The following is a 23,288-nucleotide window of genomic DNA, read 5'->3' on the forward strand; positions in this document are numbered from 1 at the left end:
AATAACATCATGCTTAAAACGCTATCGATTCGTACCGGCTTGCTCTCTTTACTGGCCGTTATGACCCTTCTGCTGCTGATCGTCAGCGGCATCGGCATTTATGCCCTCACACAGAGTTCTTCTTCACTGCAGCGCATTAATCACCTTCAGGGTGAGCAGATGGTGCAGCTGAATACCGGCTATACGCTGATCCTGCGCGCGCGCAATGAGGCGGGGCAGGCCGTCCGCATGATGGAAATCGGCATGCTGGACGATGCGGCCAAAGCGGTAAAAAACATCAATCAGGAAGTCGCCCTGGCCCAGAAAACGTTAAAAGGCGTGATTGACGGCGGCGTGGCTGACGAGCAGGGGCAGCAGCTTCTCGATAAAGTCGCGGCCAGCCTGGCGACGTATAACCAGCAGGGGATCGGCCCGATGCTAAAAACTCTGAATGACCAGAGCGCGGACAGCTATTACGATCTGCTGGAGAACACGCTGATCCCGGTGGCGAAGCAGTTCGATAACGATATGCAGGCGTTTCAGAAATGGAGCGAAGCGCGAGGCCAGGCGGAAGTGAGCGCCGTGCAGACGAGCAAAACCCGCGTGCTGATCCTGATTATCGTCGCCGCGCTGCTGACGGCGGGCATTATCGTGCTCGCCTGGCTGGTGCTGCGCCATATGCTGCTTAAGCCGCTGTCGGCCTCCATTGCGCAGCTGGAGAACGTGGCGGCGGGAGATTTAACCCACACGCTGAATGCCCCGGCGAGCCAGGAGTTTAACCGCCTCAACGCGGCGATAGAGGAGATGCGTCAGTCGCTGATGAGCTCGGTTCTGCGGGTACGTGACGCAAGCTCGCAAATTGACACCGGCAGCCGCGAGCTGACGGCGGGGAACCGGGATCTTGCCGAGCGCACCGAATCCACCGCCACGTCGCTGGAGCAGACCGCCGCCAGCATGGAGCAGATCACCGCCACGGTGAAGCTCAACGCCGACAACGCCGAGCAGGCGCACCAGCTGGCGAAGTCCGTTTCCGACACCGCCGATCACGGCAGCGAAATGGTCTGCTACGTGATTGAAAAAATGCGCGATATCTCCGGCAGCTCGGCGCGCATCGCCGACATCCTGAGCGTGATCGACGGTATTGCCTTCCAGACCAACATTCTGGCGCTTAACGCCTCCGTGGAAGCGGCGCGCGCGGGCGAGCAGGGGCGCGGGTTTGCCGTTGTCGCGGGTGAAGTCCGCAACCTTGCCAGCCGCAGCGCCGACGCGGCGAAAGAGATCCGTTCTCTTATCAGCGATTCGCAGACCCACGTTAACGAGGGCAGCGAGCTGGCCCAGCAGGCGGGTGAAACGATGGACGAGATTGCTACCGAAGTGCTGCGCATGACCAAATTAATGCGCGAAATTGCCACCGCGTCTCAGGAGCAGAGCCGCGGCATCGAGCAGGTGAATATTGCGGTGAACCAGATGGATGAAACCGCGCAGCAGAATGCGGCGCTGGTGCAGCAATCCTCCGCCGCGACCCGCTCCCTTGAGGAGCAGTCGCGTCAGCTGATGGAAGCCATGTCATCATTTAAAGTGACGGCTCAGACTGCGGCATAATATTCCCCAGCCCCGGGGCGTTCTGTGCCGGGGTTTTATTTCTCGCAGAATTTATCGCCGCAATATTATCGTGAATATCACCCATTAATATTTCCAGCGAGCTGGTTAACGCTAACGCTTTTTCAGTCGGCTCAAGATATAAACCTTTGCGGAAAAATAACGGCTCATCAAACAGTTGATTAAAGCGCTTCAACGCCAGGCTCACCGCAGGACGGGACATCTCCAGGCGCAAAGAGGCTTTTGCCATACTGCCGCAGCGGACGACTTCAATAAATACAGGAATAAGATTTAAATCAATGCCGGTATTAGCCCGGGAATAATTTTTCATTGCAATTCTGCTCCAGGAAATAATTGTCAAACTGTTATGGAAATAATGCAGGAGCAGGGGTGAATATTAAAGCGTGTTTTTTATAAACACTTATACGGTAAAATATATAAATGTGTTGGGGAGCCAGACTGGCTCCCCGGGAAAGAGGTATTACGCGTCCGGGTACTCACGGATAAAACGTTCAACGTCTTCAACCATATGGTTGTTGCCAACGAAGAACGAACGACGCTGGTGAAGGCTTTCCGGCACGATGTCCAGAATACGCTCTTTACCGTCGCTCGCCTTGCCGCCCGCCTGTTCGGCCAGGAACGCCATCGGGTTGCATTCGTACAGCAGGCGCAGCTTCCCGTCCGGGTGGCTTGCGGTGCTTGGGTAGAGGTAGATACCGCCTTTCAGCAGGTTACGGTGGAAATCCGCGACCAAAGAACCGATATAGCGGGACGTGTACGGGCGCTGGGTCGCTTTATCTTCTTCCTGACAGAATTTGATGTACTTCTTCACGCCGCTCGGGAATCGGATGTAGTTGCCTTCGTTGATGGAGTAGGTGTTGCCCTTCTCCGGGAAGCGCATACGTTCCTGGCTCAGGCAGAACACGCCCAGCGACGGATCGTAGGTAAAGGCGTGAACGCCGCAGCCGGTGGTGTAGACCAGCATGGTGGAGGAGCCATAGACGACGTAACCGGCCGCAACCTGGTTACTGCCCGGCTGCAGGAAATCTTCCTCGGTTACCGGCGTGCCAACAGGCGTAACGCGGCGGTAGATGGAGAAAATGGTACCGACAGAAACGTTAACGTCGATGTTGGAGGAGCCGTCGAGCGGATCCATCAGTACGACGTATTTCGCGTGTTCACACCCTTCGAAAACAACAATTTCATCTTCTTCTTCGGAGGCGATACCCGCAACGATGTCGCGCGCGCGCAGTGCAGCTTTCAGTTTTTCATTTGCGAACAGATCGAGTTTCTGTTGAACCTCGCCCTGAACGTTCTCGGCACCGCTGGCACCCAGGATATCGACCAGACCGGCCTTGTTGATATCACGGTGGATGATCTTAGCGCCCAGCTTTATTGCCGACAGCAAAGCAGTGAGTTCACCGGTAGCATGAGAGAACTCGTGCTGCTTTTCGACAATAAATTCACCTAACGTTTTCATAACACTTTCCCTGCATCTTTGTGAGTAGAGCGATTGTATGTTCACTAAAACGACTAAAGCCCAACAATCTTAACAAATATTCAAATAGTAGCGCAGAGGTGAATCGCGCCAGCAATATACGGATTTACCTGAAATGCGTTTCACAGCCGCTAACATGTGAGTAAAATGTGCGCCACATTGAAGAAGGATAGTGACGTATGCGCATTCATATATTGGGGATTTGTGGCACTTTCATGGGCGGACTGGCAATGCTGGCGCGCTCGCTGGGCCATGAAGTGACAGGTTCGGACGCCAATGTGTATCCGCCGATGAGCACGCTTCTGGAGAAACAGGGCATCTCGCTGATTCAGGGCTACGATGCCAGCCAGCTGGATCCGGAGCCGGATCTGGTCATCATTGGCAACGCCATGACCCGCGGCAACCCGTGCGTTGAAGCGGTGCTGGAACGCAATATTCCGTTCATGTCCGGCCCACAGTGGCTGCATGACTTCGTCCTGCGCGACCGCTGGGTGGTTGCCGTTGCCGGTACCCACGGCAAAACCACCACCGCCGGCATGGCGACCTGGATCCTCGAAGCCTGCGGCTACAAGCCGGGCTTCGTGATTGGCGGCGTGCCGGGTAACTTCGACGTCTCTGCGCGTCTCGGCGACAGCCCGTTCTTCGTGATTGAAGCGGATGAATATGACTGTGCATTCTTCGACAAGCGCTCCAAGTTCGTGCATTACTGCCCGCGCACGCTGATCCTCAACAACCTTGAGTTTGACCACGCGGACATCTTTGACGACCTGAAAGCGATTCAGAAACAGTTCCACCACCTGGTGCGCATTGTTCCGGGCCAGGGCCGCATTATCCTGCCGGAGAACGACATCAATCTGAAGCAGACCATGGCGATGGGCTGCTGGAGCGAGCAGGAGCTGGTGGGCGAGCAGGGTCACTGGCAGGCGAAAAAGCTCAACGCGGATGCCTCCGAGTGGGAAGTGCTGCTCGACGGTGAGAAAGTGGGCGAGGTGAAGTGGGGCCTGGTGGGCGAGCACAACATGCACAACGGCCTGATGGCGATCGCTGCGGCGCGCCACGTGGGCGTGCTGCCTGCGGATGCCGCTAATGCGCTGGGGACGTTTATCAACGCCCGCCGTCGTCTGGAGCTGCGCGGTGAAGCGAACGGCGTGACGGTGTATGACGATTTCGCGCACCACCCAACCGCCATTCTGGCGACGCTTGCGGCGTTACGCGGCAAGGTTGGCGGCACCGCGCGCATTCTGGCGGTGCTGGAACCGCGCTCGAACACCATGAAAATGGGCATCTGCAAAGACGACCTCGCGCCGTCCCTGGGACGCGCCGACGAAGTCTTCCTGCTGCAGCCGCAGCATATTCCGTGGCAGGTGGCTGAAGTGGCCGACGCCTGCATTCAGCCTGCGCACTGGAGCGCGGACGTGGATGTCTTAGCGGATATGGTGGTGAAAGCCGCACAGCCTGGCGACCACATTCTGGTGATGAGCAACGGCGGGTTCGGTGGGATCCATCAGAAGCTGCTGGACGGTCTGGCGAAGAAAGCCGAGGCCGCAGAGTAAAATAAAGCCCGGTGGCGCTAGCGCTTACCGGGCCTACATTACTCTTCTCCCTCTCCCCTATGGGGAGAGGGCTGGGGTGAGGGGGAAACAGGCGGTTCGATATTACTCTGCGTTCTCAGACAGCTCGCGCAGATACTGGAAAATCAGGCGCGCGGACTTCGGCGGCTTATTCCCTTCTTTCTCTTTCTTCGCGTTGCGGATCAAAGAACGCAGCTGCTGGCGGTCGGCATCCGGCCACAGGTTCAGCACTTCCGGTACCGCATCATCACCCTGTTCAATCAGACGATCGCGGATCTGCTCCAGCTTATGGAACAGCGCAACCTGCTGGTTGTGGCGGTTTTTCAGCTTGTCCAGCGCCTGACGGATCGGATCCACGTCGCGCTGACGCAGCATTTTACCGATAAGCTGAAGCTGGCGACGACGGCCTTCTTTTTTGATTTTCTGTGCCAGTTCAATGGCATCACGCAGATCCTGGTCGAGCGGGATCTTATCCAGCGCGTTTTTACCCAGTTCTACCATTTCCGCGCCAAGCTGTTTTAACTCTTCGGCGTCACGTTTAATTTCACTTTTACTGACCCAGATGATCTCATCATCTTCGTCTTCGATGTCATCACCGGGAACGTCGTCGAGCCAGTCTTCGGGCTGCTTAGTCATGTCAGGCTCCTTAAAAAAAAGAGGCTAATGTTACCAGTTAAGACGCGCACTGAAAAACGGTTCTCTGTTAGACTTCACTTCACTCTCTCTTACAGTATGGCATTTGCGATGAAAGTAACCTCACAAGTTGAAGCGCAGCGTAAGATTCTGGAAGAAGCCGTCTCCACCGCGCTGACGCTCGCTTCAGGTAAATCAGATGGCGCCGAAGTGGCGGTCAGCAAAACCACCGGCATTAGCGTGAGCACCCGCTATGGCGAAGTGGAGAATGTAGAATTTAACAGCGATGGCGCGCTTGGGATCACGGTGTATCACCAGAACCGCAAAGGCAGCGCGTCGTCTACCGATCTCAGCCCGGATGCCATCGCCCGCACGGTGCAGGCGGCGCTGGATATCGCCCGCTATACCTCGCCGGATCCTTACGCAGGCGTGGCGGATAAAGATCTGCTGGCGTTTGACGCGCCGGATCTCGATCTTTTCCACCCGGCGGAAGTGACGCCGGATGAAGCCATTGAACTGGCCGCGCGCGCCGAGCAGGCGTCTTTGCAGGCCGACAAGCGCATCACGAATACTGAAGGCGGCAGCTTCAACAGCCACTACGGCATCAAAGTCTTCGGCAACTCGCATGGCATGCTGCAGGGCTACTGCTCAACCCGTCACTCGCTCTCAAGCTGCGTCATCGCCGAAGAGAACGGCGACATGGAGCGAGACTACGCCTACACCATTGGCCGCGCGCTGGGGGATTTACAGTCCCCTGAGTGGGTGGGTAAAGAGTGTGCCGAACGCACGCTGTCTCGCCTGTCGCCGCGTAAGCTCTCCACCATGAAAGCCCCGGTCATTTTTGCCAATGAAGTGGCGACCGGCCTGTTTGGCCATCTGGTGGGCGCTATCGCGGGCGGCTCGGTTTATCGTAAATCGACCTTTCTGCTCGACTCGCTGGGCAAGCAGATCCTGCCGGACTGGCTGACTATCGAAGAACATCCGCACCTGCTGAAAGGGCTGGCCTCCACGCCGTTCGACAGCGAAGGCGTGCGTACGGAACGCCGCGATATCGTTAAAGACGGCATTCTGACCCAGTGGCTGCTGACCAACTACTCCGCGCGCAAGCTGGGGCTGAAAAGCACCGGACATGCGGGCGGGATCCACAACTGGCGCATTGCCGGTCAGGGCCTGAGCTTTGAGCAGATGCTGAAAGAGATGGGCACCGGCCTGGTCGTCACCGAGCTGATGGGCCAGGGCGTAAGCGGCATCACCGGCGACTACTCGCGCGGTGCGGCGGGCTTCTGGGTCGAAAACGGCGAAATTCAGTATCCGGTGAGCGAAATTACCATCGCCGGCAACCTGAAGGACATGTGGCGCAACATCGTTACGGTCGGTAACGATATTGAAACACGTAGCAATATACAGTGTGGTTCTGTATTACTGCCGGAAATGAAAATCGCCGGCCAGTAATACCCGAAAAGCGTTTTAATAATAAAAAAGGAAGTGAGCAATGCGTAAACACCTGTTAGCGATCGTCGCGGCTTCAACGCTGGTTCTTGGCTCTTCTGCGTTTGCTGCCGATCTCGAAGACAACATGGACATCCTCAGTCAAAACCTGAAGGTCGTGCAGAAAACGGACAATGCGGCGGAAATGAAAGGCGCACTGACCAAAATGCGTGAAGCGGCGCTGGACGCGCAAAAAGCGACGCCGCCAAAGCTGGAAAGCAAAGCGGCAGACAGCGCAGAGATGAAGGACTATCGCCACGGCTTTGACGTGCTGGTCGGCCAGATCGACGGCGCGCTGAAGCTGGCTAACGAAGGCAAAGTGAAGGAAGCCCAGGCGGCGGCTGACCAGTTTGTGGCGACGCGTAACACGTATCACAAGAAATATCGTTAATTGGGTGCCTGAGCTGTACGTCCTTTCCCCGTATGCGGAGGCGCACTAAGCGCCCCCGCATCCTTGCTCCCTACTGGCCGGAGCGACAATCCATCCGCGCTGTCACTTCAAGCGAGCCGTTTCGAAAACGGATCTCGCACAGTGTTTTCCTCGTCACCAGCGTTAAAATGATTATTGTCAAAGCAACAATCATCGAAACCCGGATAATTGGGGATTGGCGTTTCATGGATGCCTCCTTGCTTTAAAGCGGGCGAGGTAGCGAACTCCACGGTCGTGACGTGTCGTTTCGAGCCCCCGCCCTGATTTTCTATCAAGCGGGGCTTTCCACTTTCCGTCCCATGCCTGAGACGGTCAGTCTCAAGCACCCGCAGCCACTCTAGCGAATCCCCATAAGAAAACCTTATCCACGTCACATTTCTACGAGCCTGCTCGTAAACTTTTCCACTCTGCTTACCTGTTTAGTACCGCTTAATAGCGTGATATTCATCACGTAAATACATCGGTTTAACCATATTCACCACATTTATGTGGCACAGATCACTGCTGCGGCTCGCCTTTCCACTTCGAAGTGGAAAACAACTCGCTACAAACCATTCCCTTGCAACGTTAGTTTTATTCCAGAGCCATTAACGGGGTAAGACGAGTGATTAACGGAGCGGTAATGAACGACGTTGGGGAACAGGCGGTGCAAACAGAACAGCTCGCGACCACCATGCTGCAGCAGGTTTATGCCCTGCTGGCCCGGCACAACATCATCCCCAATGCGGTACAGGAGCAGATGCTCACCTCCCACGTGCGCGCAATGGCGCACCGGTCAGTAACCGGCGAGCCGCTGCCGGAGGTAGAAGCAGAGCTGTTCGACGAAATTTCACCAGATTCAATGCAGCTTGCCCGTGAAGTGGTGGCGCAGTTTGGCAACCTTCCTGATGAAGAGGCCTGGCTGCTCTCCGTTCACTTTGAAGTCGCGAAAGACAACCTTTAAGGAGCAACACATGGAACAGATTACAGTCGTGATTGGCGATCGCCTGGGCAAAGGTCAGAAAGTGGCTGCCGGCGTGGAAAAAGCAGGCGGACGCGCGGTTGTCGTGCCGGGCATGGCGGCGGATATGAAGCTCGGCGACGTGATGAAAGCGGAAAACGCCACCTTCGGTATCTCCTTCTGCGGCAGCGGCGGCGCGGGCGCTATCACCGCGCAAACCAAATATGGCTACAAGGCCAAATACGGCATGCGTTCGGTTGAAGAGGGCGTGACCGCCATCAACGAAGGCTGCAACGTGCTGGGCTTCGGCTTTATGGATAAAGAAGAGCTGGGCGAGCGTCTTGTGCAGGCGTGGCAGAAAAAATACGGCGCATAAGCATGAAAGAACAGTTCACAACCACGGTGAGAGTGAAGGGGAAGGGCGATGCCAAAGCGCGCGCCTTTGCCGACGCGCTCAACCACGTTCAGGCCGCGGTGATGAAAGCCTCACCGCATATCTTACTGCGTATTGAGCCACAGGATGTGCAGGTTGTTCAGGCGCAAGAAGCGGTGCGTAAAGAAGCGTTTCTGTTCTTCTTTTTGCGCCGGGAAAGACGCACCTACAGCGTGGAGCTGGATGTGACCGTCAACGTGACAGCCATCAATCTCGACCAGGTGGATTTCGTCACGCAACGCTGATTATTCATAAAAAGGGCAGACTGATGTTCTTAATTATATTAATAAAATCGCTCATCATTGGCGGCCTGGTTGGCGTCGGTGTCGGAGCCGGGGCTGCACGCATGTTTCATGCGCCTACCACTCAGGGTATGGGCGCGTTTCGTACGTTGGGGGAACTGAACTCCTGTGAAGGGGATCCGGCGTCCCACTTCTCCTTTGGGTTAGGTTTCTTCTTTAACGCCTGGGCCTCTTCCGTGGCTGCGGGTGCCTTCACACAGGACGTAGACCACCGCATCATCCCGAACTGGGGTGCTGCTGCACTGATGATCAAAAACCGTAACGTCGGCGAAACGCTGCACGACCCGCGCAAAATGGCGATTGCCTGCGGCGTGATAGGCATGCTCGTCGTCACCTTCCTGAACCTGACCGCCTCCTCCGTGCCGGCAGCGCTTCAGGTCACCGCCGTGAAGGTGCTGGTGCCTGCGGCTAACCTGCTGGTTAACACCGTAATGCCGGTGATCTTCTGGCTGGCGGCCATCGACGCGGGTAAAAAATCGGGCTTCTGGGCCACCATCTTTGGCGGCGCGGCGCAGCTGATCATGGGCAACGCCGTACCGGGCCTGGTGCTGGGGATCCTGATCGGTAAAGGCGTGGAAGAGAGCGGCTGGAACCACGTCACCAAAGTGATGATGGCGGCCATCGTCCTGCTCTTCGTGCTGAGCGGCTTCTTCCGCGGCTTCGACATGAAGATGATCGAATCCTTCCATCTGACCGTGCCGAACTGGCTCGACATGATCCACAACTCGCTCAGCGGTAAATAACAGGAGCCTCTACATGGAACAGAATAAAGGTTTTTGGTATGCCGACTGGTCGTTCCCGATCTTCGTTGGCCTGCTCTCCTCCGGAGTCTTCGCCGGGACGCACATGTACTACCTCTACGGCATCGGCGCGTTTAACGAAGTGGCCTTCGTGGCGATGCTGAAAGCGGGGATCGATACCGGCGTCTACGGCGCGGTGGCGGCGTTCGGCGCAAGCTTCCTGTTCGCCCGCATTATCGAAGGGTCGCTGGTGGGTATTCTCGACATCGGCGGGGCGATCCAGACCGGCGTGGGCCTCGGCGTACCGGCGCTGCTGCTGGGCGCGGGGATCATGTTCCCGGTGACTAACTTCATCGCCTCGCTGATTACCGGCCTGGTGATTGGCCTGGCGATCGGCTACGTCATCATCCTGGCGCGTAAGTTCACCATCAACCAGAGCAACTCCACCTACGGCGCAGACGTGATGATGGGCGCGGGCAACGCCTCCGGCCGCTTCCTCGGGCCGTTGATTATCCTCAGCGCCATGACCGCCTCCATTCCAATCGGCGTTGGCTCTCTGGTCGGTGCGCTGCTGTTCTACATCTGGCAGAAGCCGATTACCGGTGGCGCCATCCTCGGCGCAATGATTTTGGGCTGGCTGTTCCCGGTCGCCCTTTAATACCCGCGGGCGCTCCGGCGCCCGCCTTATCAGGAGATCCTCATGTTTGATTTACTCCTGCGCCGTGCGCGCCTCGCCGACGATACCCTGACCGATATCGCCATTCAGGACGGGAAGATCGCCGCGACGGGCGAAATTGACGCTCCCGCCCGCAAGACGGTTGAGCTTCACGGTGACGTGTACGTCAGCGCAGGCTGGATTGATTCCCACGTTCACTGCTACCCGAACTCCCCGATTTACCACGACGAGCCGGACAGCGTGGGCATTGCCACCGGCGTCACCACCGTGGTGGACGCGGGCAGTACCGGGGCCGACGACGTGGACGATTTTTACGACATCACCCGCAAAGCCTCCACCGAAGTCTTTACCCTGCTGAACATCTCCCGCGTGGGGCTGATTGCCCAGAACGAGCTAGCCAATATGGCGAATATTGACGCCGACGCGGTGAAGCAGGCGGTGACGCGCCACCCGGATTTTATCGTCGGCCTGAAGGCGCGCATGAGCAGCAGCGTGGTCGGTGAAAACGGCATCACGCCGCTGGAGCGCGCCAAGGCCATTCAGAAAGAGAACGGCGACCTGCCGCTGATGGTGCATATTGGCAACAACCCGCCAAACCTCGACGAAATTGCTGAACTGCTGAGTTCCGGCGACATCATTACCCACTGCTACAACGGCAAGCCCAACCGCATTCTGACGCCTTCCGGCGAGCTGCGCGCCTCCATCACCTCCGCCCTGAAGCGCGGCGTGCGTCTGGACGTCGGCCACGGCACGGCGAGCTTCAGCTTTGAGGTGGCGAAACGCGCCATCGCGATGGGCATTCTGCCGCACACCATCAGCTCGGATATCTACTGCCGCAACCGCATTAACGGCCCGGTTGGCTCGCTTTCGAGCGTGATGTCGAAGTTTCTCGCCATCGGCATGTCATTGCCGCAGGTGATTGACTGCGTGACCGCCAACGCCGCCGACGGTCTGCGCCTGGCGCGGAAGGGCCGCATCCAGCCGGGTCTCGACGCGGATTTAACGCTGTTCACGATTAAACGCCAGCCAACGGTGCTGACGGATGCCGAAAACGACAGCCTGCAGGCTGAACACATTCTGGTGCCGCTTGCCGCGATCCGCGCGGGCAAGGGCTACATGACCGAACAAGGGAGCACGGAACATGCCTTCGATTTATGAGAAGTACAACTTAAAGCAGGTGATTAACACCTCAGGCCGCATGACGGCGCTGGGCGTCTCCACGCCGCGCCCGGAAGTGGTGCAGGCGGCGATGGACGGCATGAATCACTATTTCGAAATGAAGGATCTGGTCAACAAAACCGGGGAATACATTGCGAAGCTGCTGGATGTGGAAGGCGCGACGGTGGTCTCCTGCGCGTCGGCGGGCATTGCCCAGTCCGTGGCGGCGGTGCTGGTGAAAGACAGCGACTGGCTGCTGGAAAACCTGCACGTCACCCCAATCGAGAACAACGAAATCGTGCTGCCGAAAGGCCACAACGTTAACTTTGGCGCGCCGGTCGGCACCATGGTGGCGCTGGGCGGCGGAAAGCTGGTGGAGGCGGGATACGCCAACGAATGTTCCGCCGATCAGCTGGCGGCGGCAATCACCCCGCGCACGGCGGCGATCCTCTACATCAAATCGCACCACTGCGTGCAGAAAAGTATGCTCAGCGTCGAGCAGGCGGCGGTGGTGGCGCGTAAACACTCCCTGCCGCTGATCGTCGATGCCGCGGCGGAAGAAGATCTGCACGTGTACTACCGTTCCGGCGCGGATCTGGTGATCTACAGCGGCGCGAAGGCAATTGAAGGGCCAACCAGCGGGCTGGTGATCGGCAAAACCCAGTACGTTGAGTGGGTGAAGCGCCAGACGGCGGGCATTGGCCGCGCGATGAAGGTCGGCAAAGAGGGGATCCTCGGCCTGACCTGCGCCATCGAACACTACCTGACGGCCACCAAAGAGAGCGGCGCCGAGATGGTGGCGAAGATGACGCCGTTTATCGACGCGCTCAACACCCTGAACGGCGTCACCGCGCGCGTGGTCTGGGACAGCGCGGGTCGTGATATCGCCCGCACCGAGATTAAGTTCGACGAAGCCACGACCGGCGTCGGCACTGGTGACCTGGTGGCGAAGCTGAAGCAGGGCGAATACGCCATCTATTTCCGTGGCTACAAGGCCAACGAAGGGATTATCGAAGCGGACGTGCGCAGCGTGAGCGCTGACCAGCTGAATATCGTGTACCGCCGCATTAGCGAAGTATTAGGACAGGAGAAAAATGCATGAAACTGACCCCCAATTTTTACCGTGACCGCGTCTGCCTGAACGTGCTGGCAGGCTCGAAAGCCAACGCCAGCGCCATTTACGAGGCGGCGGAAGGTCACGTGCTGGTGGGCGTGCTCTCCAAAAACTACCCGGACGTGGCGAGCGCTGTTGCCGATATGCGCGAATACGCCGCGCTGATTGATAACGCGCTCTCCGTAGGGCTGGGCGCGGGTGACCCGAACCAGTCGGCAATGGTGAGCGAGATCTCCCGCCAGGTGCAGCCGCAGCACGTCAACCAGGTCTTCACCGGCGTGGCCACCAGCCGCGCGCTGCTGGGGCAGAATGAATCGGTGGTTAACGGTCTGGTCTCCCCGACCGGCACCGTGGGCATGGTCAAAATCTCCACCGGACCGCTGAGCAGCAGTGCGCCGGACGGCATCGTGCCGGTTGAAACCGCGATTGCCCTGCTGAAAGATTTCGGCGGCAGCTCCATCAAGTACTTCCCGATGGGCGGCCTGAAGTGCCGCGACGAGTACCAGGCGGTGGCGGAAGCCTGCGCCCGTCACGACTTCTGGCTGGAGCCGACGGGGGGTATCGATCTGGAAAACTATGAGGAGATCCTGCAGATCGCCCTCGACGCGGGCGTAAGCAAGATCATCCCGCACATCTACAGTTCAATTATCGACAAAGCCAGCGGCGATACTCGCCCGGAAGACGTGCGTACGCTGCTGGAAATGACGAAAAAACTGGTGAAGTAACAAAAAAAAACAACACCCCTCACCCCGGCCCTCTCCCCTTTGGGGAGAGGGTTAGGGTGAGGGGGATGAAACACCGCACACACCTGAAGGAGCCACCATGCACACCCGTAACCTGCTTGTCGCTTCACTCTCTTTGCTTGCCACCGCCGCTGTCGCCCAGACGCAATACGCCTGGGTGGGTACCTACAACCCCAACGGGGAAGGGGTGTACCGCTTTACGGTTGACCCGCAAACCGGCGCGCTCGATAACAAGATGCTGGTGAGCACGCTGCCGAACGCCGCGCAGCTGGCCGTCTCGCAAGACGGCAAAACGCTGTATCTGGCAAGCGAAGTGGAGCAGGGCGTGGTGAAGGCGCTGCGCATCGGCGATGACGGCGCGCTGAGCGAGCTGAATCAGGTGGCCTCCGGCGGCGCGGGGCCGGTGTATCTTTCGCTGACGCCAAACGGCAAGCATCTGCTGGTGGCGAACTACGTCAGCGGATCGATTGCCGTTTTGCCCGTCAACGCGGACGGCAGCCTGGGTGACGCTACGGACAAACATCAGGACCAGGGAGAACCGGGCGCGGCGAAGCCGGAAGCGGCTGTTGAGGGTAGCTTTGCCATTAGCGATCACAACGGCCCCCATGCGCACATGATCGCCGCCGATCCGAGCGGGAAATACGTTTTTTCTACCGATCTGGGGCTGGATCGCATCTATCAGTACCGCTTTGACGATCGAACAGGAAAGCTTACGCCGAACGATCCGCCGTTTATCAGCGCCTCCTCAAAAGGCGCCGGCCCGCGCCACTTTGTCTTTACGCCGAAGGGGGATGCCCTGTGGCTGATAAACGAAGAGGCGTCTACGCTCACCCATTATGCGCTGGACAGCAGCGGCAGGCTGAAAGAGGGCAAAACGGTCTCTGCCCTGCCGGACGGCTATAAAGGCACCAGCTTTGCAGCCGGGCTCGCATTAAGCGCCGACGGTAAGCAGCTGTATGTGGCGAACCGTTTGCATAACAGCATCGGGCACTTTACCGTAACAGCGGAGGGCACGCTGACGCATCAGGAGGATGTCTGGACCCGCGGTGACTACCCGCGCACCCTGACGCTCGATAAACAGGGACGCTGGCTGTACGTCATGAACCAGCGCAGCGACAACATTACCCGTTTCCGCGTGGCGCAGGACGGCAAGCTGAGCTTCGAGCCTGACTATACCCCGGTCGGCAGCCCATCCCTGATGGTCATTTCACCCTGAGCAGTAAGAGGACAACGACGTGCGATTTCCGAACCAACGTTTAGCGCAACTTTTCGATCTGTTGCAAAACGAGACGCTGCCGCAGGACGAGCTGGCGCAGCGGCTGTCGGTCTCCACGCGAACCGTCCGCGCAGATATCACCGCCCTGAACGCGCTGCTGGCGAGCCACGGCGCGCAGTTTATTCTGAGCCGGGGCAACGGCTACCAGCTTAAAATTGACGATGCCGAGCGCTATCAGCAGCTGCAGGCATCGCATCCGCGCGCGCTGCGTATTCCCCGAACGGGACCGGAGCGCGTGCACTATCTGGTGGTGCGTTTCCTGACGTCGGCGTTTTCACTTAAGCTTGAAGATCTGGCCGACGAGTGGTTTGTCAGCCGCGCCACCTTGCAGAGCGACATGGTGGAAGTGCGCGAGTGGTTTCAGCGCTATAACCTGACGCTGGAAACCCGCCCGCGCCACGGCATGAAGCTGTTTGGCAGCGAGATGTCGGTCCGCGCCTGCCTGACCGATCTCCTGTGGGAGCTGGCGCAGCAGGACAGCCTCAACCCGCTGGTGACGGAGGTCGCGCTCAACGCCGGGGTACCGGAGCAGATGGTGGTCGTGCTGCACGACGCGCTCACCCGGCACCACATTCGCCTGACCGACGAAGGCGAGCTGTTCCTGCGCCTGTACTGCGCGGTGTCGGTGCGTCGTATCAGCGAAGGTTTTCCGCTGCCGGAATTCCACGCCGAAGACGTGGAAGAGAACGTGCGGGAAGCGGCGAAGGATATTGCGGTGGCCATTCAGGAGCTGGCGGGCAAAGTGCTGTCGCCGTCCGAAGAGAGCTGGCTGTGCGTGCACATTGCGGCGCGGCAGATCCAGGAGATCGCCCCCAGCGCGATTAACGCCGACGACGACGAAGCGCTGGTCAACTACATCCTGCGCTACATCAACACCCACTATAACTACAACCTGCTCAGCGACGCGCAGCTGCACGCGGATCTGCTCACGCACATTAAAACCATGATCACCCGCGTGCGGTATCAAATCATGATCCCCAATCCGCTGCTGGATAACATCAAGCAGCACTACCCGATGGCGTGGGATATGACCCTCGCGGCGGTGTCGAGCTGGGGCAAATACACGCCGTACGTGATCAGCGAAAACGAGATTGGCTTTCTGGTGCTGCATATCGGCGTCGGGCTGGAGCGCCACTACAACATCGGCTACCAGCGCCAGCCGCGCGTGCTGCTGGTATGCGATGCCGGTAACGCGATGGTCCGCATGATTGAGGCGGTGCTCCAGCGCAAATACCCGCAGATCGAGGTGACGCGCACGCTCACCCTGCGCGAGTACGAGCTGGCGGATGCCATCGGCGAAGACTTTGTTATCTCCACCGCTCGCGTGAGTGAAAAATCCAAACCGGTGGTGACGATCGCCCCGTTCCCAACCGACTATCAGTTAGAGCAGATCGGCAAGCTGGTGCTGGTGGACCGCACCCGCCCGTGGATGCTGGAGAAATACTTCGATGCGGCCCATTTCCGCATTCTCGACAAGCCTGTTGGCCAGCAAACGCTGTTCCGCGAGCTGTGTGACCAGCTTGAACGCGAAGGCTTTGTTGGCGCGGAGTTTCTGGATTCCGTCGTAGAGCGTGAAGCTATCGTCAGCACCATGCTCGGCGACGGCATCGCGCTGCCGCACTCCCTCGGCCTGCTGGCGCAGAAAACGGTGGTCTACACGGTGCTGGCTCCGCAGGGTATTCAGTGGGGGGATGAAACGGCGCACGTCATCTTCCTGCTCGCCATCAGCAAAAGCGAGTACGAAGAGGCGATGGCGATTTACGACATCTTCGTCACCTTCCTGCGAGAACGCGCGATGGCACGCCTGTGCCAGTGCGGAGATTTTGCTGGGTTTAAGGCGGTGGCGATGGAGAGTTTGAGCCGGTTTTGAGAGGCGTTATCCAGAATTCGATGTAATGCGAATGTAATGCTAAACTGCATTACACATTCGATTTTACTGGAGGCATAATGGCCACGCTGAACGTCCGTCTGGATGACAAACTCAAAAACGAGGCTTATGCCGTGCTTGAAAAACTCAATATTACCCCAACGGAAGCCGTGCGGTTACTGTTTCAGTACGTCGCGGAAACGGGGCGTATGCCGGTGAAAACTGTCACCATCAGTGACAGTGAAGATCAACTGATACAGACAGTCCGGGAGCGGCTGGCGAATCCGCAAAAGGGAATTAAGGTTAGTCTGGATGATTTATGAACTGGAATTCGACCCGAGGGCTTTAAAGGAGTGGCATAAGCTGGGCGATACGGTGAAATGCCAGTTTAAAAAGAAACTTGCTGACGTCTTAGTGAACCCCAGAATCGAATCGGCCCGCCTGCATGGCCTGCCGGATTGCTACAAAATAAAACTCAGATCGCAGGGTTATCGTTTGGTTTATCAGGTTCAGGATAACGTAGTAACGGTATTTGTTATCGCTATCGGAAAAAGAGAGAAAGCAGCCGTTTATCATGATGCAAACAAACGGCTCTAACGATCATCTCAGATGATGCACAATCTGGTTACTGCTGCCGCGCCAGATCAGCATAGGGTCTTTTAAAGCCTGCACGAACTTACCGTCGACCAGGACGTTAATCAAATCCACGACTTCCTTCTGAGCTGCATTCAGTTCTTCCAGCTTATATCCCGTCCAGACCCAGATATCTTTTCCCACACACTCGCGGCGAATGCGCTTCACCAGCTTCAGGATCTCCGGCACGTTTTGCGGGTGCAGCGGGTCGCCGCCGGAGAGGGAAATTCCCTGGCGTTTGATGCGCGTGTCGTTCAGGTCGTTGATGATTCGGTCTTCCATCTCGGCGGTAAACGGCATGCCGGAATTTACGCGCCAGGTGCTTTTGTTGTAGCAGCCGGGGCATTCATGTACGCAGCCTGAAACGAACAGGGTGCAGCGGGTGCCGGGGCCGTTGACGATGTCGACGGGGTAGTATTGATGGTATCGCATAGAAAATGTCCAGAGAATGTGTGCGCGCTGATGCCCTCACCCCGGCCCTCTCCCACAGGGAGAGGGGTAGGGTGAGAACCCTGCGCAGAACTTACCCTATCTGCCCATTCCCCAAATGCTTCACGCGGCGCTTCACCTCTTCCTGTTTGCCGGCGTTAAACGGACGCGCGTCCGGGCTGCCGAGATAGCCGCACACGCGACGGGTCACGGAGACGCGGGCCGCGTCGTGGTTGCCGCATTTCGGGCAGGTGAAGCCTTTGCTCGTACATTCGAACTCACCGGTAAAGCCGCACTCGTAGCACTCGTCGATTGGCGTGTTGGTTCCGTAATACGGCACGTGCTGATAGCTATAATCCCACACGTCTTCCAGCGCCTTCAGGTTGTGCTGGATGTTCGGGTACTCGCCGTAGCAGATGAAGCCGCCGCTGGCGATAGGCGGATAGGCTGCTTCGAAGTCGATCTTGTCGTACGGGTTCACCTTTTTCTCCACGTCGAGGTGGAAGCTGTTGGTGTAGTAACCTTTGTCGGTCACGCCTTTCACGATGCCGAACTCGGCGGTGTCCAGACGGCAGAAGCGGTCGCACAGGTTCTCGCTCGGCGTACTGTAGAGGCTAAACCCGTAGCCGGTTTCCTCTTTCCACTGGTCAACCGCGTCGCGCAGGCGCTGGACAATCGCAATGCCTTTTTCGCGCAGGGCCTCGCTGTCGTACATATGCGCGTCGCCAAACAGGGCGTTGATGGTTTCGTGGATGCCGATATAGCCCAGCGAAATCGACGCGCGGCCGTTTTTAAAGATCTCAGACACGTCATCGTCCGCCTTCAGGCGCACGCCGCAGGCCCCTTCCATGTAAAGGATCGGCGCCACGCGGGCTTTCACCCCTTCAAGGCGTGCGATACGGGTCATCAGCGCCTTGCGCGCCAGCTGCAGGCGTTCATCCAGCAGTGTCCAGAATTCAGCTTCATTGCCTTTGGCCTCCAGCGCGATGCGCGGCAGGTTCAGGCTGATGACACCCAGGTTGTTACGCCCGTCGTGGATCTGCTCGCCGTTTTCATCTTCGTACACGCCGAGGAAGCTGCGGCAGCCCATTGGCGTTTTAAACGAGCCGGTCACTTTGACGACCTGATCGTAGTTCAGGATGTCCGGGTACATGCGCTTGCTTGCGCACTCCAGCGCCAGCTGTTTGATATCGTAGTTTGGATCGCCAAACTTGTGGTTCAGACCGTCGCGGATGGCGAACACCAGTTTCGGGAACACCGCGGTTTTGCGGTTCTTGCCGAGGCCGGAAATACGGTTGCGCAGAATGGACTGCTGGATCAGGCGTGATTCCCAGCTGGTGCCCAGGCCAAAACCGAAGGTCACAAACGGCGTCTGCCCGTTGGCGGTGTGCAGCGTGTTCACTTCATATTCCAGCGACTGGAACGCGTCGTAGCACTCTTTCTCGGTGCGGGAGTGCGCGTAGCCGTCAGCGTCCGGGATCTGCCACTCTTCCGCCGTTTTACGATGCTTGTTGAAGCTCGCCGTCACGAACGGGGCCAGCACTTCGTCAATGCGGTTAATGGTGGTCCCGCCGTAAATGTGGCTCGCCACCTGAGCGATGATTTGCGCCGTTACCGCTGTCGCCGTGGATATCGACTTAGGCGGTTCAATCTCGGCGTTACCCATTTTAAAGCCCTGGGTCAGCATGCCTTTCAGGTCGATCAGCATGCAGTTGAACATCGGGAAGAACGGCGAATAGTCGAGATCGTGATAGTGGATCTCGCCGCGCTCGTGCGCCGAGACCACGTCGCGCGGCAGCAGATGCTGGCGGGCATAGTGTTTGGCGACGATACCGGCCAGCAGGTCGCGCTGGGTCGGGATCACTTTGCTGTCTTTGTTGGCGTTTTCATTGAGCAGGGCAGAGTTGGTTTGCTCCACCAGGCCACGGATCTCCTGGTTCAGGCGTCCGCGCTTCTCGCGCTGCACGTCGCGATCGTGGCGATACTCAATGTAGGCGCGGGCTAACTGTTTGTAGGGGCCCGCCATCAGCTGGTTTTCAACCGCGGTCTGGATCTCGTTGATATCGACCTGGCTGCGTTCAGTCATCTGGCTGCTAACGACTTCTGCGACGGTGGCGCAGTAATCTGCGTCATCGACTCCCGCTGCTTTAGCTGCACGCAGAATGGCTTCCTGGATGCGCTCTGATTTAAACGGCACTTTACAGCCATCACGTTTCATCACATGCGGTGTCATGATCACTCCATTTTTAAAAACAGGTTATCCACAGAGGTGGAGAAGTATTCACCGGACGTATTCCCCGCCAGGCCAAAGACTTCCCGCGTTCCCAGCTCGTGTTATCCACAATTCCGGCCAGCGTAAGCGCCGTCTTGTTGTTGGAATAGTAGACGATTAATACAAGATGTTGGGTCGGCGTGCATTTTAAGTTCTACATATAGTGATTTGCATCAAACAAGTTTGCGATTTATTTGACGCAGAACAAAGTAAAAAGACGAGAGTACAAACGGCGGGCGCTTCAGCCTTTGTAAAGACGCGGAGGAAAAATCTGATTAATTATTCAACAAAAACAAGCGCTCAGCACGGTACGAGCTGAGCGCCGTTCGATTAACCCACCGCGCAGGCCCAGCTCAATCCTGCCTGTAAAAAGGCTGCGGTAGCGATACTGCCCAATATCACCGGAATGAGAAGGGAGCGGTCGGGGGCCGCATCCTGTTTTTGCGGTTCTTCAGCACTCAGGGCGGACATCGCCTCTTCCCGGGTGCGCGCCGCCAGAAGCCGCTCGCGCACTCGATCTTCCGTCAATAAACTGGTCAGCGTCGTCAGCAGCTGCATATGGGTACTGCCTGCTTCTGCGGGCGGAATGGCGAGCAGAAAAACCATTCTCACCTCTTCATCACCGTCCAGACCCGGCCAGCGTATCGGGTCGTCAAAAAGCGCCAGACAAAACGCCGCCTGCTGCACCGCCTCGCTTTTACCGTGCGGAACGGCGAGCGCTTCACCCAGCGCGGTAGGACCTTCGCTTTCGCGTTTTAAAACGCTCTGGATAAAGGTTTCTTCGTCGCTGATGATATTTCGCCCGGCGAGCGGTTCGGCGAGCCAGCGGATCAGCGCTTCAGGCGTACGGTGCGGCGGGTTGATAAAAACCAGATCGGGGTGCGTCAATGCAAGCAAGTTCATATTAAGCCTCCATCAAAAAATCGCAGGTTGCGGAAGGGGGGATTGCCGTTACCGGCTGCACGGGCTCTTCCAGATAATTGATCTGACGAAGCCCTGCCAGCGCTGCCGGGACGGGAGCCGGCTGCGTCCCGGCGTTAAACACCCGGACGACCGTGCCATTCGACCGTTGCGCATGGGGCAGGGCAGACAGGACTAGCGGCTCTGGCAGGGTCAATAATGAGAATTGTGCCGGAAGCTGGCTGTCGGGCAGGCGCAACGCAAAGCGCTCAAGACGGTGATCGAGCGTGTGTAATGACTGCCGCTGGTAGGAAAAGGGCTGCCCGGTCGCCTGATTTTCCAGCTGGCGAAGCGTGAGGTGGTCGGCGCTGTCGGCCAGTGCGACGGTAAATGAAAAGTGCAGCGGTTTCAGCAACTGGGCGTCGGGGGTCTCAACCACCGTATTATTAATGCCCGACGCCCGGCCCGGCCGCCAGTCGAGATCGTTGCGCCCGAGCACGCCCGTCGCTTTAAACATCGTCAGGGCAATCGCCGCCGGTTCGCTGCCAATGACCTGAAACTCCTTCATGCCGCGGCTATTTATCACCAGCGCTTTGCCCGCTCCCGCGACAGCAATAATGCCTTCGGTGGTTTCGATATCCACGGGCATCTCGCGATAGCGCTCCTGCCAGTTTTCACTCTCACATCCCGTTTCGCGCTCGATTATCGCGAAGGGCTGGGAGGCGATAGCGTGACGGGTGTGAATATCGCTGCCGATCAGTAAACGTAGCCGGTGATCGCAGTGGCTGTTTTCAAGCGTACTCTCGACATACAGGTTCGGATCGTCATGGCGTAATTCGCACGTCAGAAGAAGGGATAGCGGCGTTCGGGCGGTATCCTGACGGCCTGCGAGATCCTGCGGAAGATGCATCGTGGCTTCGACGACCAGCTTTTCGACAAGCGGCGTTTTCAGGCACTCGACGAGCGTAAAATGGGAACAGCGCGTCGGCGCGTCGCCCGCAAGCGGCGAGAAATCGTAGCTGTCGCCCGCGTCCGCGCAGTCTTCGAGGGTAAAGAAAGAGGGGATGCGTCTGCCGCTGCGCTTGTCTTTCAGGGTAAGCGTTCCGGCATCCAGCGACAGCCGATAATGCGTATTCTCTATCTCGCTGCCCTTTACCTGTTCAGGCTGGCGGAACGGTGCAGGGTTATCTTCCACGTTAACGGCGATATAGCCGACCGACGGCAGAACCGGGGTCTGCACCGCAACCTGCCAGCGGAAGTAAGGGGGAAGGGGCGTTTCACACTCGCCTTCGGCGCTAAGGGAGATCGCCGTTCCGCCGGGCAACACGTCTCTTTTCAGGACGTCGAAGGGGAGGGTCTGCCCCTGATACGTCAGCGCGATATTGTCAGCGCGGCTATAAAGCGTGGCTTTCACCACGCGCTGCGTTTGCGTGGCCAGCGGGTTGAAAATCATCACGTCGCCTTCCCGAGCGCAGGTAGCAGCCAGGGTTTTCACCACCAGATTCCACAGGCTGTGGCACAGCTGTTCGGTTTGCTCCAGCCGATGCAGAATGTCGCGGTTGGTGGCATCGCTGTTACAGCCGCCGATGGAGTCATGGGCATGGCTTCGCAACAGCTTCTTCCAGAGCGTATCGACCACTGACAGGTTGACCGGGATCCCCTGATGACGCGCCATGGCGATTGTCGGCTCAAGCTGCCGCAGGATGAACTGCTCAACGTCATCATTTTTCTTTTTGATGTCGTAGCGCACGGAGCCGATCGTTTTATGGATGCGGGTGTAGCGCGGCGATTTCAGCTCTCCTTCCCAGCGTTCAAACTGCTCACGCTGCGCGCGCAGAATGTCGACGTAGCGCTCCAGCGAACTGATAACGTAACGGTCCTCGTCCGGGGACTGTGCGCTGGCGACCTGCAGGATTTTCGGCAGCGCCGGGTCGATGCTGACCTGATCGCCGCCGCAGGGCAGCAGCAGGTCGTTTATTCCGGCCCGCGAGCGCAGGAGATTGACCATCGGATAGATTTTACCCTGCAGATGGCAGGGCTCCGAACGCATGTTTTTAGCCGCGCCATAGCCGAGCGCCATGGCGCAGGCGATAACGGTCGCCCCTGACGGCGCGCGCCAGAGGAACTGGCTGCTTTTAGCGTGCCTGTCGTGATCGATACCGCGCCAGAAGACGATGTTGTCGAGATTGCAGCCCTGCAAAATGGTGGGCATCTGCGCATTGTGGCCGAAGGTATCCGGAAGATACCCAACCTGCATGGCGTGCCCCAGCTTACGGGCGGCGAAGATGCCGTACTTCAGGTTGCGGATAATCGATTCGCCATGCACATTGTAGGTGTCCGTCTGGGTATACCACGGCCCCACGAAAATCCTTTTCTCTCTGACCAGCGTTTCCAGCCTGGTGCGATAATCAGGATTGACGGCGAGAAAGTCCTCCACCACCGCCATCTGTCCGTCAAGGTGATAGCAGCTGTAGGCCGGGTCCTGCTCCAGCGTATCGATGACGTCCGCAAAGTTATATGACGCCAGCACCATGCTGTCCTGACGGGTGAAATACCACTCCTGATCCCAGTGCGTGTGGGCAATGACGTGGATCTGATTCATGACGT

The 23,288-nt window shown here is 58.0% G+C and carries 24 protein-coding genes; 16 read left to right on the forward strand and 8 right to left on the reverse strand.

Annotated features, from left to right (window positions below; all coding sequences use genetic code 11):
• Positions 1-9: 9 nt before the first annotated feature.
• Positions 10-1,581 (forward strand): methyl-accepting chemotaxis protein, encoded by a 1,572-nt coding sequence (locus OSH03_RS19185; RefSeq protein ID WP_151413008.1) that lies wholly within the window; start codon positions 10-12, stop codon positions 1,579-1,581.
• Here the strand turns inward: OSH03_RS19185 and OSH03_RS19190 are convergent.
• Together OSH03_RS19190 and fbp are read right to left on the reverse strand one after the other, a co-directional pair.
• On the reverse strand, positions 1,553-1,909 hold the full coding sequence (locus OSH03_RS19190; protein ID WP_061099438.1) for a helix-turn-helix domain-containing protein: 357 nt from the start codon (positions 1,907-1,909) through the stop codon (positions 1,553-1,555). The genes OSH03_RS19185 and OSH03_RS19190 overlap by 29 nt on opposite strands.
• Before the next feature lie 150 nt (positions 1,910-2,059).
• Positions 2,060-3,058 carry a class 1 fructose-bisphosphatase gene (fbp, locus tag OSH03_RS19195; protein ID WP_010427386.1) on the reverse strand — a complete coding sequence of 333 codons (999 nt, stop codon included), beginning with the start codon at positions 3,056-3,058 and terminating at the stop codon, positions 2,060-2,062.
• Between the two features lie 197 nt (positions 3,059-3,255).
• On the opposite strand from fbp, the gene mpl reads away from it, so the two are divergent.
• Entirely contained in the window at positions 3,256-4,629 is a 1,374-nt protein-coding gene (mpl, locus tag OSH03_RS19200) for a UDP-N-acetylmuramate:L-alanyl-gamma-D-glutamyl-meso-diaminopimelate ligase (protein ID WP_061099437.1), read from the forward strand.
• A gap of 102 nt (positions 4,630-4,731) precedes the next feature.
• Here the strand turns inward: mpl and yjgA are convergent, their stop codons facing one another.
• The gene (yjgA, locus tag OSH03_RS19205; RefSeq protein WP_028015295.1) at positions 4,732-5,283 is read right to left on the reverse strand and encodes a ribosome biogenesis factor YjgA; all 552 of its coding nucleotides are present in this window, start codon (positions 5,281-5,283) and stop codon (positions 4,732-4,734) included.
• Between the two features lie 96 nt (positions 5,284-5,379).
• On the opposite strand from yjgA, the gene pmbA reads away from it, so the two are divergent.
• Positions 5,380-6,732, forward strand: coding sequence for a metalloprotease PmbA (pmbA, locus tag OSH03_RS19210; RefSeq protein WP_061099436.1), 1,353 nt, complete (start codon positions 5,380-5,382; stop codon positions 6,730-6,732).
• A gap of 40 nt (positions 6,733-6,772) precedes the next feature.
• Entirely contained in the window at positions 6,773-7,159 is a 387-nt protein-coding gene (cybC, locus tag OSH03_RS19215; RefSeq protein ID WP_028015297.1) for a cytochrome b562, read from the forward strand.
• 70 nt (positions 7,160-7,229) lie between these two features.
• Here the strand turns inward: cybC and OSH03_RS19220 are convergent, their stop codons facing one another.
• A complete protein-coding gene (locus OSH03_RS19220; RefSeq protein ID WP_041911460.1) occupies positions 7,230-7,385 on the reverse strand; it encodes a Hok/Gef family protein in 156 nt (51 codons plus the stop codon).
• 417 nt (positions 7,386-7,802) lie between these two features.
• Between OSH03_RS19220 and OSH03_RS19225 the strand changes: the two genes are divergently transcribed.
• The 12 genes from OSH03_RS19225 to OSH03_RS19280 all read left to right on the forward strand — a co-directional run bounded on the left by OSH03_RS19225 (position 7,803) and on the right by OSH03_RS19280 (position 17,044).
• Positions 7,803-8,141 carry a PRD domain-containing protein gene (locus OSH03_RS19225; protein WP_119917024.1) on the forward strand — a complete coding sequence of 113 codons (339 nt, stop codon included), beginning with the start codon at positions 7,803-7,805 and terminating at the stop codon, positions 8,139-8,141.
• Positions 8,142-8,151: 10 nt separating this feature from the next.
• Positions 8,152-8,514, forward strand: a complete 363-nt coding sequence (locus OSH03_RS19230) for an SFCGS family glycine-rich protein (protein ID WP_023293430.1) — start codon at positions 8,152-8,154, stop codon at positions 8,512-8,514.
• A gap of 2 nt (positions 8,515-8,516) precedes the next feature.
• On the forward strand, positions 8,517-8,816 hold the full coding sequence (locus OSH03_RS19235) for a DUF4312 family protein (protein ID WP_006810338.1): 300 nt from the start codon (positions 8,517-8,519) through the stop codon (positions 8,814-8,816).
• A 23-nt stretch (positions 8,817-8,839) separates the two neighbouring features.
• Complete coding sequence (locus OSH03_RS19240; protein ID WP_023310182.1) at positions 8,840-9,616, forward strand: DUF4311 domain-containing protein; 777 nt, start codon at positions 8,840-8,842, stop codon at positions 9,614-9,616.
• A 13-nt stretch (positions 9,617-9,629) separates the two neighbouring features.
• A complete protein-coding gene (locus tag OSH03_RS19245) occupies positions 9,630-10,271 on the forward strand; it encodes a DUF4310 family protein (RefSeq protein ID WP_003856081.1) in 642 nt (213 codons plus the stop codon).
• Between the two features lie 42 nt (positions 10,272-10,313).
• Entirely contained in the window at positions 10,314-11,447 is a 1,134-nt protein-coding gene (locus OSH03_RS19250) for an amidohydrolase/deacetylase family metallohydrolase (protein ID WP_266179836.1), read from the forward strand.
• A complete protein-coding gene (locus OSH03_RS19255) occupies positions 11,431-12,549 on the forward strand; it encodes a DgaE family pyridoxal phosphate-dependent ammonia lyase (protein WP_151413013.1) in 1,119 nt (372 codons plus the stop codon). Before OSH03_RS19250 ends, OSH03_RS19255 begins: the two co-directional genes overlap by 17 nt.
• The gene (gene dagF, locus OSH03_RS19260; RefSeq protein ID WP_061099431.1) at positions 12,546-13,286 is read left to right on the forward strand and encodes a 2-dehydro-3-deoxy-phosphogluconate aldolase; all 741 of its coding nucleotides are present in this window, start codon (positions 12,546-12,548) and stop codon (positions 13,284-13,286) included. The genes OSH03_RS19255 and dagF overlap by 4 nt, the downstream gene beginning before the upstream one ends.
• A 97-nt stretch (positions 13,287-13,383) precedes the next feature.
• Positions 13,384-14,520 (forward strand): lactonase family protein, encoded by a 1,137-nt coding sequence (locus tag OSH03_RS19265; protein WP_266179837.1) that lies wholly within the window; start codon positions 13,384-13,386, stop codon positions 14,518-14,520.
• A gap of 19 nt (positions 14,521-14,539) precedes the next feature.
• Entirely contained in the window at positions 14,540-16,450 is a 1,911-nt protein-coding gene (locus OSH03_RS19270) for a BglG family transcription antiterminator (protein ID WP_266179838.1), read from the forward strand.
• 77 nt (positions 16,451-16,527) lie between these two features.
• On the forward strand, positions 16,528-16,770 hold the full coding sequence (locus OSH03_RS19275) for a type II toxin-antitoxin system RelB/DinJ family antitoxin (protein WP_266179839.1): 243 nt from the start codon (positions 16,528-16,530) through the stop codon (positions 16,768-16,770).
• A complete protein-coding gene (locus OSH03_RS19280) occupies positions 16,760-17,044 on the forward strand; it encodes a type II toxin-antitoxin system RelE family toxin (RefSeq protein WP_266179840.1) in 285 nt (94 codons plus the stop codon). Before OSH03_RS19275 ends, OSH03_RS19280 begins: the two co-directional genes overlap by 11 nt.
• 3 nt (positions 17,045-17,047) lie before the next feature.
• Here the strand turns inward: OSH03_RS19280 and nrdG are convergent, their stop codons facing one another.
• The 4 genes from nrdG to OSH03_RS19300 form a co-directional block, all read right to left on the reverse strand.
• Positions 17,048-17,512 (reverse strand): anaerobic ribonucleoside-triphosphate reductase-activating protein, encoded by a 465-nt coding sequence (nrdG, locus tag OSH03_RS19285; protein WP_266179841.1) that lies wholly within the window; start codon positions 17,510-17,512, stop codon positions 17,048-17,050.
• A gap of 91 nt (positions 17,513-17,603) precedes the next feature.
• On the reverse strand, positions 17,604-19,742 hold the full coding sequence (gene nrdD, locus OSH03_RS19290) for an anaerobic ribonucleoside-triphosphate reductase (protein ID WP_266179842.1): 2,139 nt from the start codon (positions 19,740-19,742) through the stop codon (positions 17,604-17,606).
• A 369-nt stretch (positions 19,743-20,111) separates the two neighbouring features.
• On the reverse strand, positions 20,112-20,684 hold the full coding sequence (locus OSH03_RS19295) for a fructose PTS transporter subunit IIA (protein WP_266179843.1): 573 nt from the start codon (positions 20,682-20,684) through the stop codon (positions 20,112-20,114).
• A gap of 1 nt (position 20,685) precedes the next feature.
• On the reverse strand, positions 20,686-23,283 hold the full coding sequence (locus OSH03_RS19300; RefSeq protein ID WP_266179844.1) for a glycoside hydrolase family 38 N-terminal domain-containing protein: 2,598 nt from the start codon (positions 23,281-23,283) through the stop codon (positions 20,686-20,688).
• Positions 23,284-23,288 lie beyond the last annotated feature (5 nt).

This window comes from Enterobacter nematophilus (genome assembly GCF_026344075.1).
Lineage (GTDB): Bacteria > Pseudomonadota > Gammaproteobacteria > Enterobacterales > Enterobacteriaceae > Enterobacter > Enterobacter nematophilus.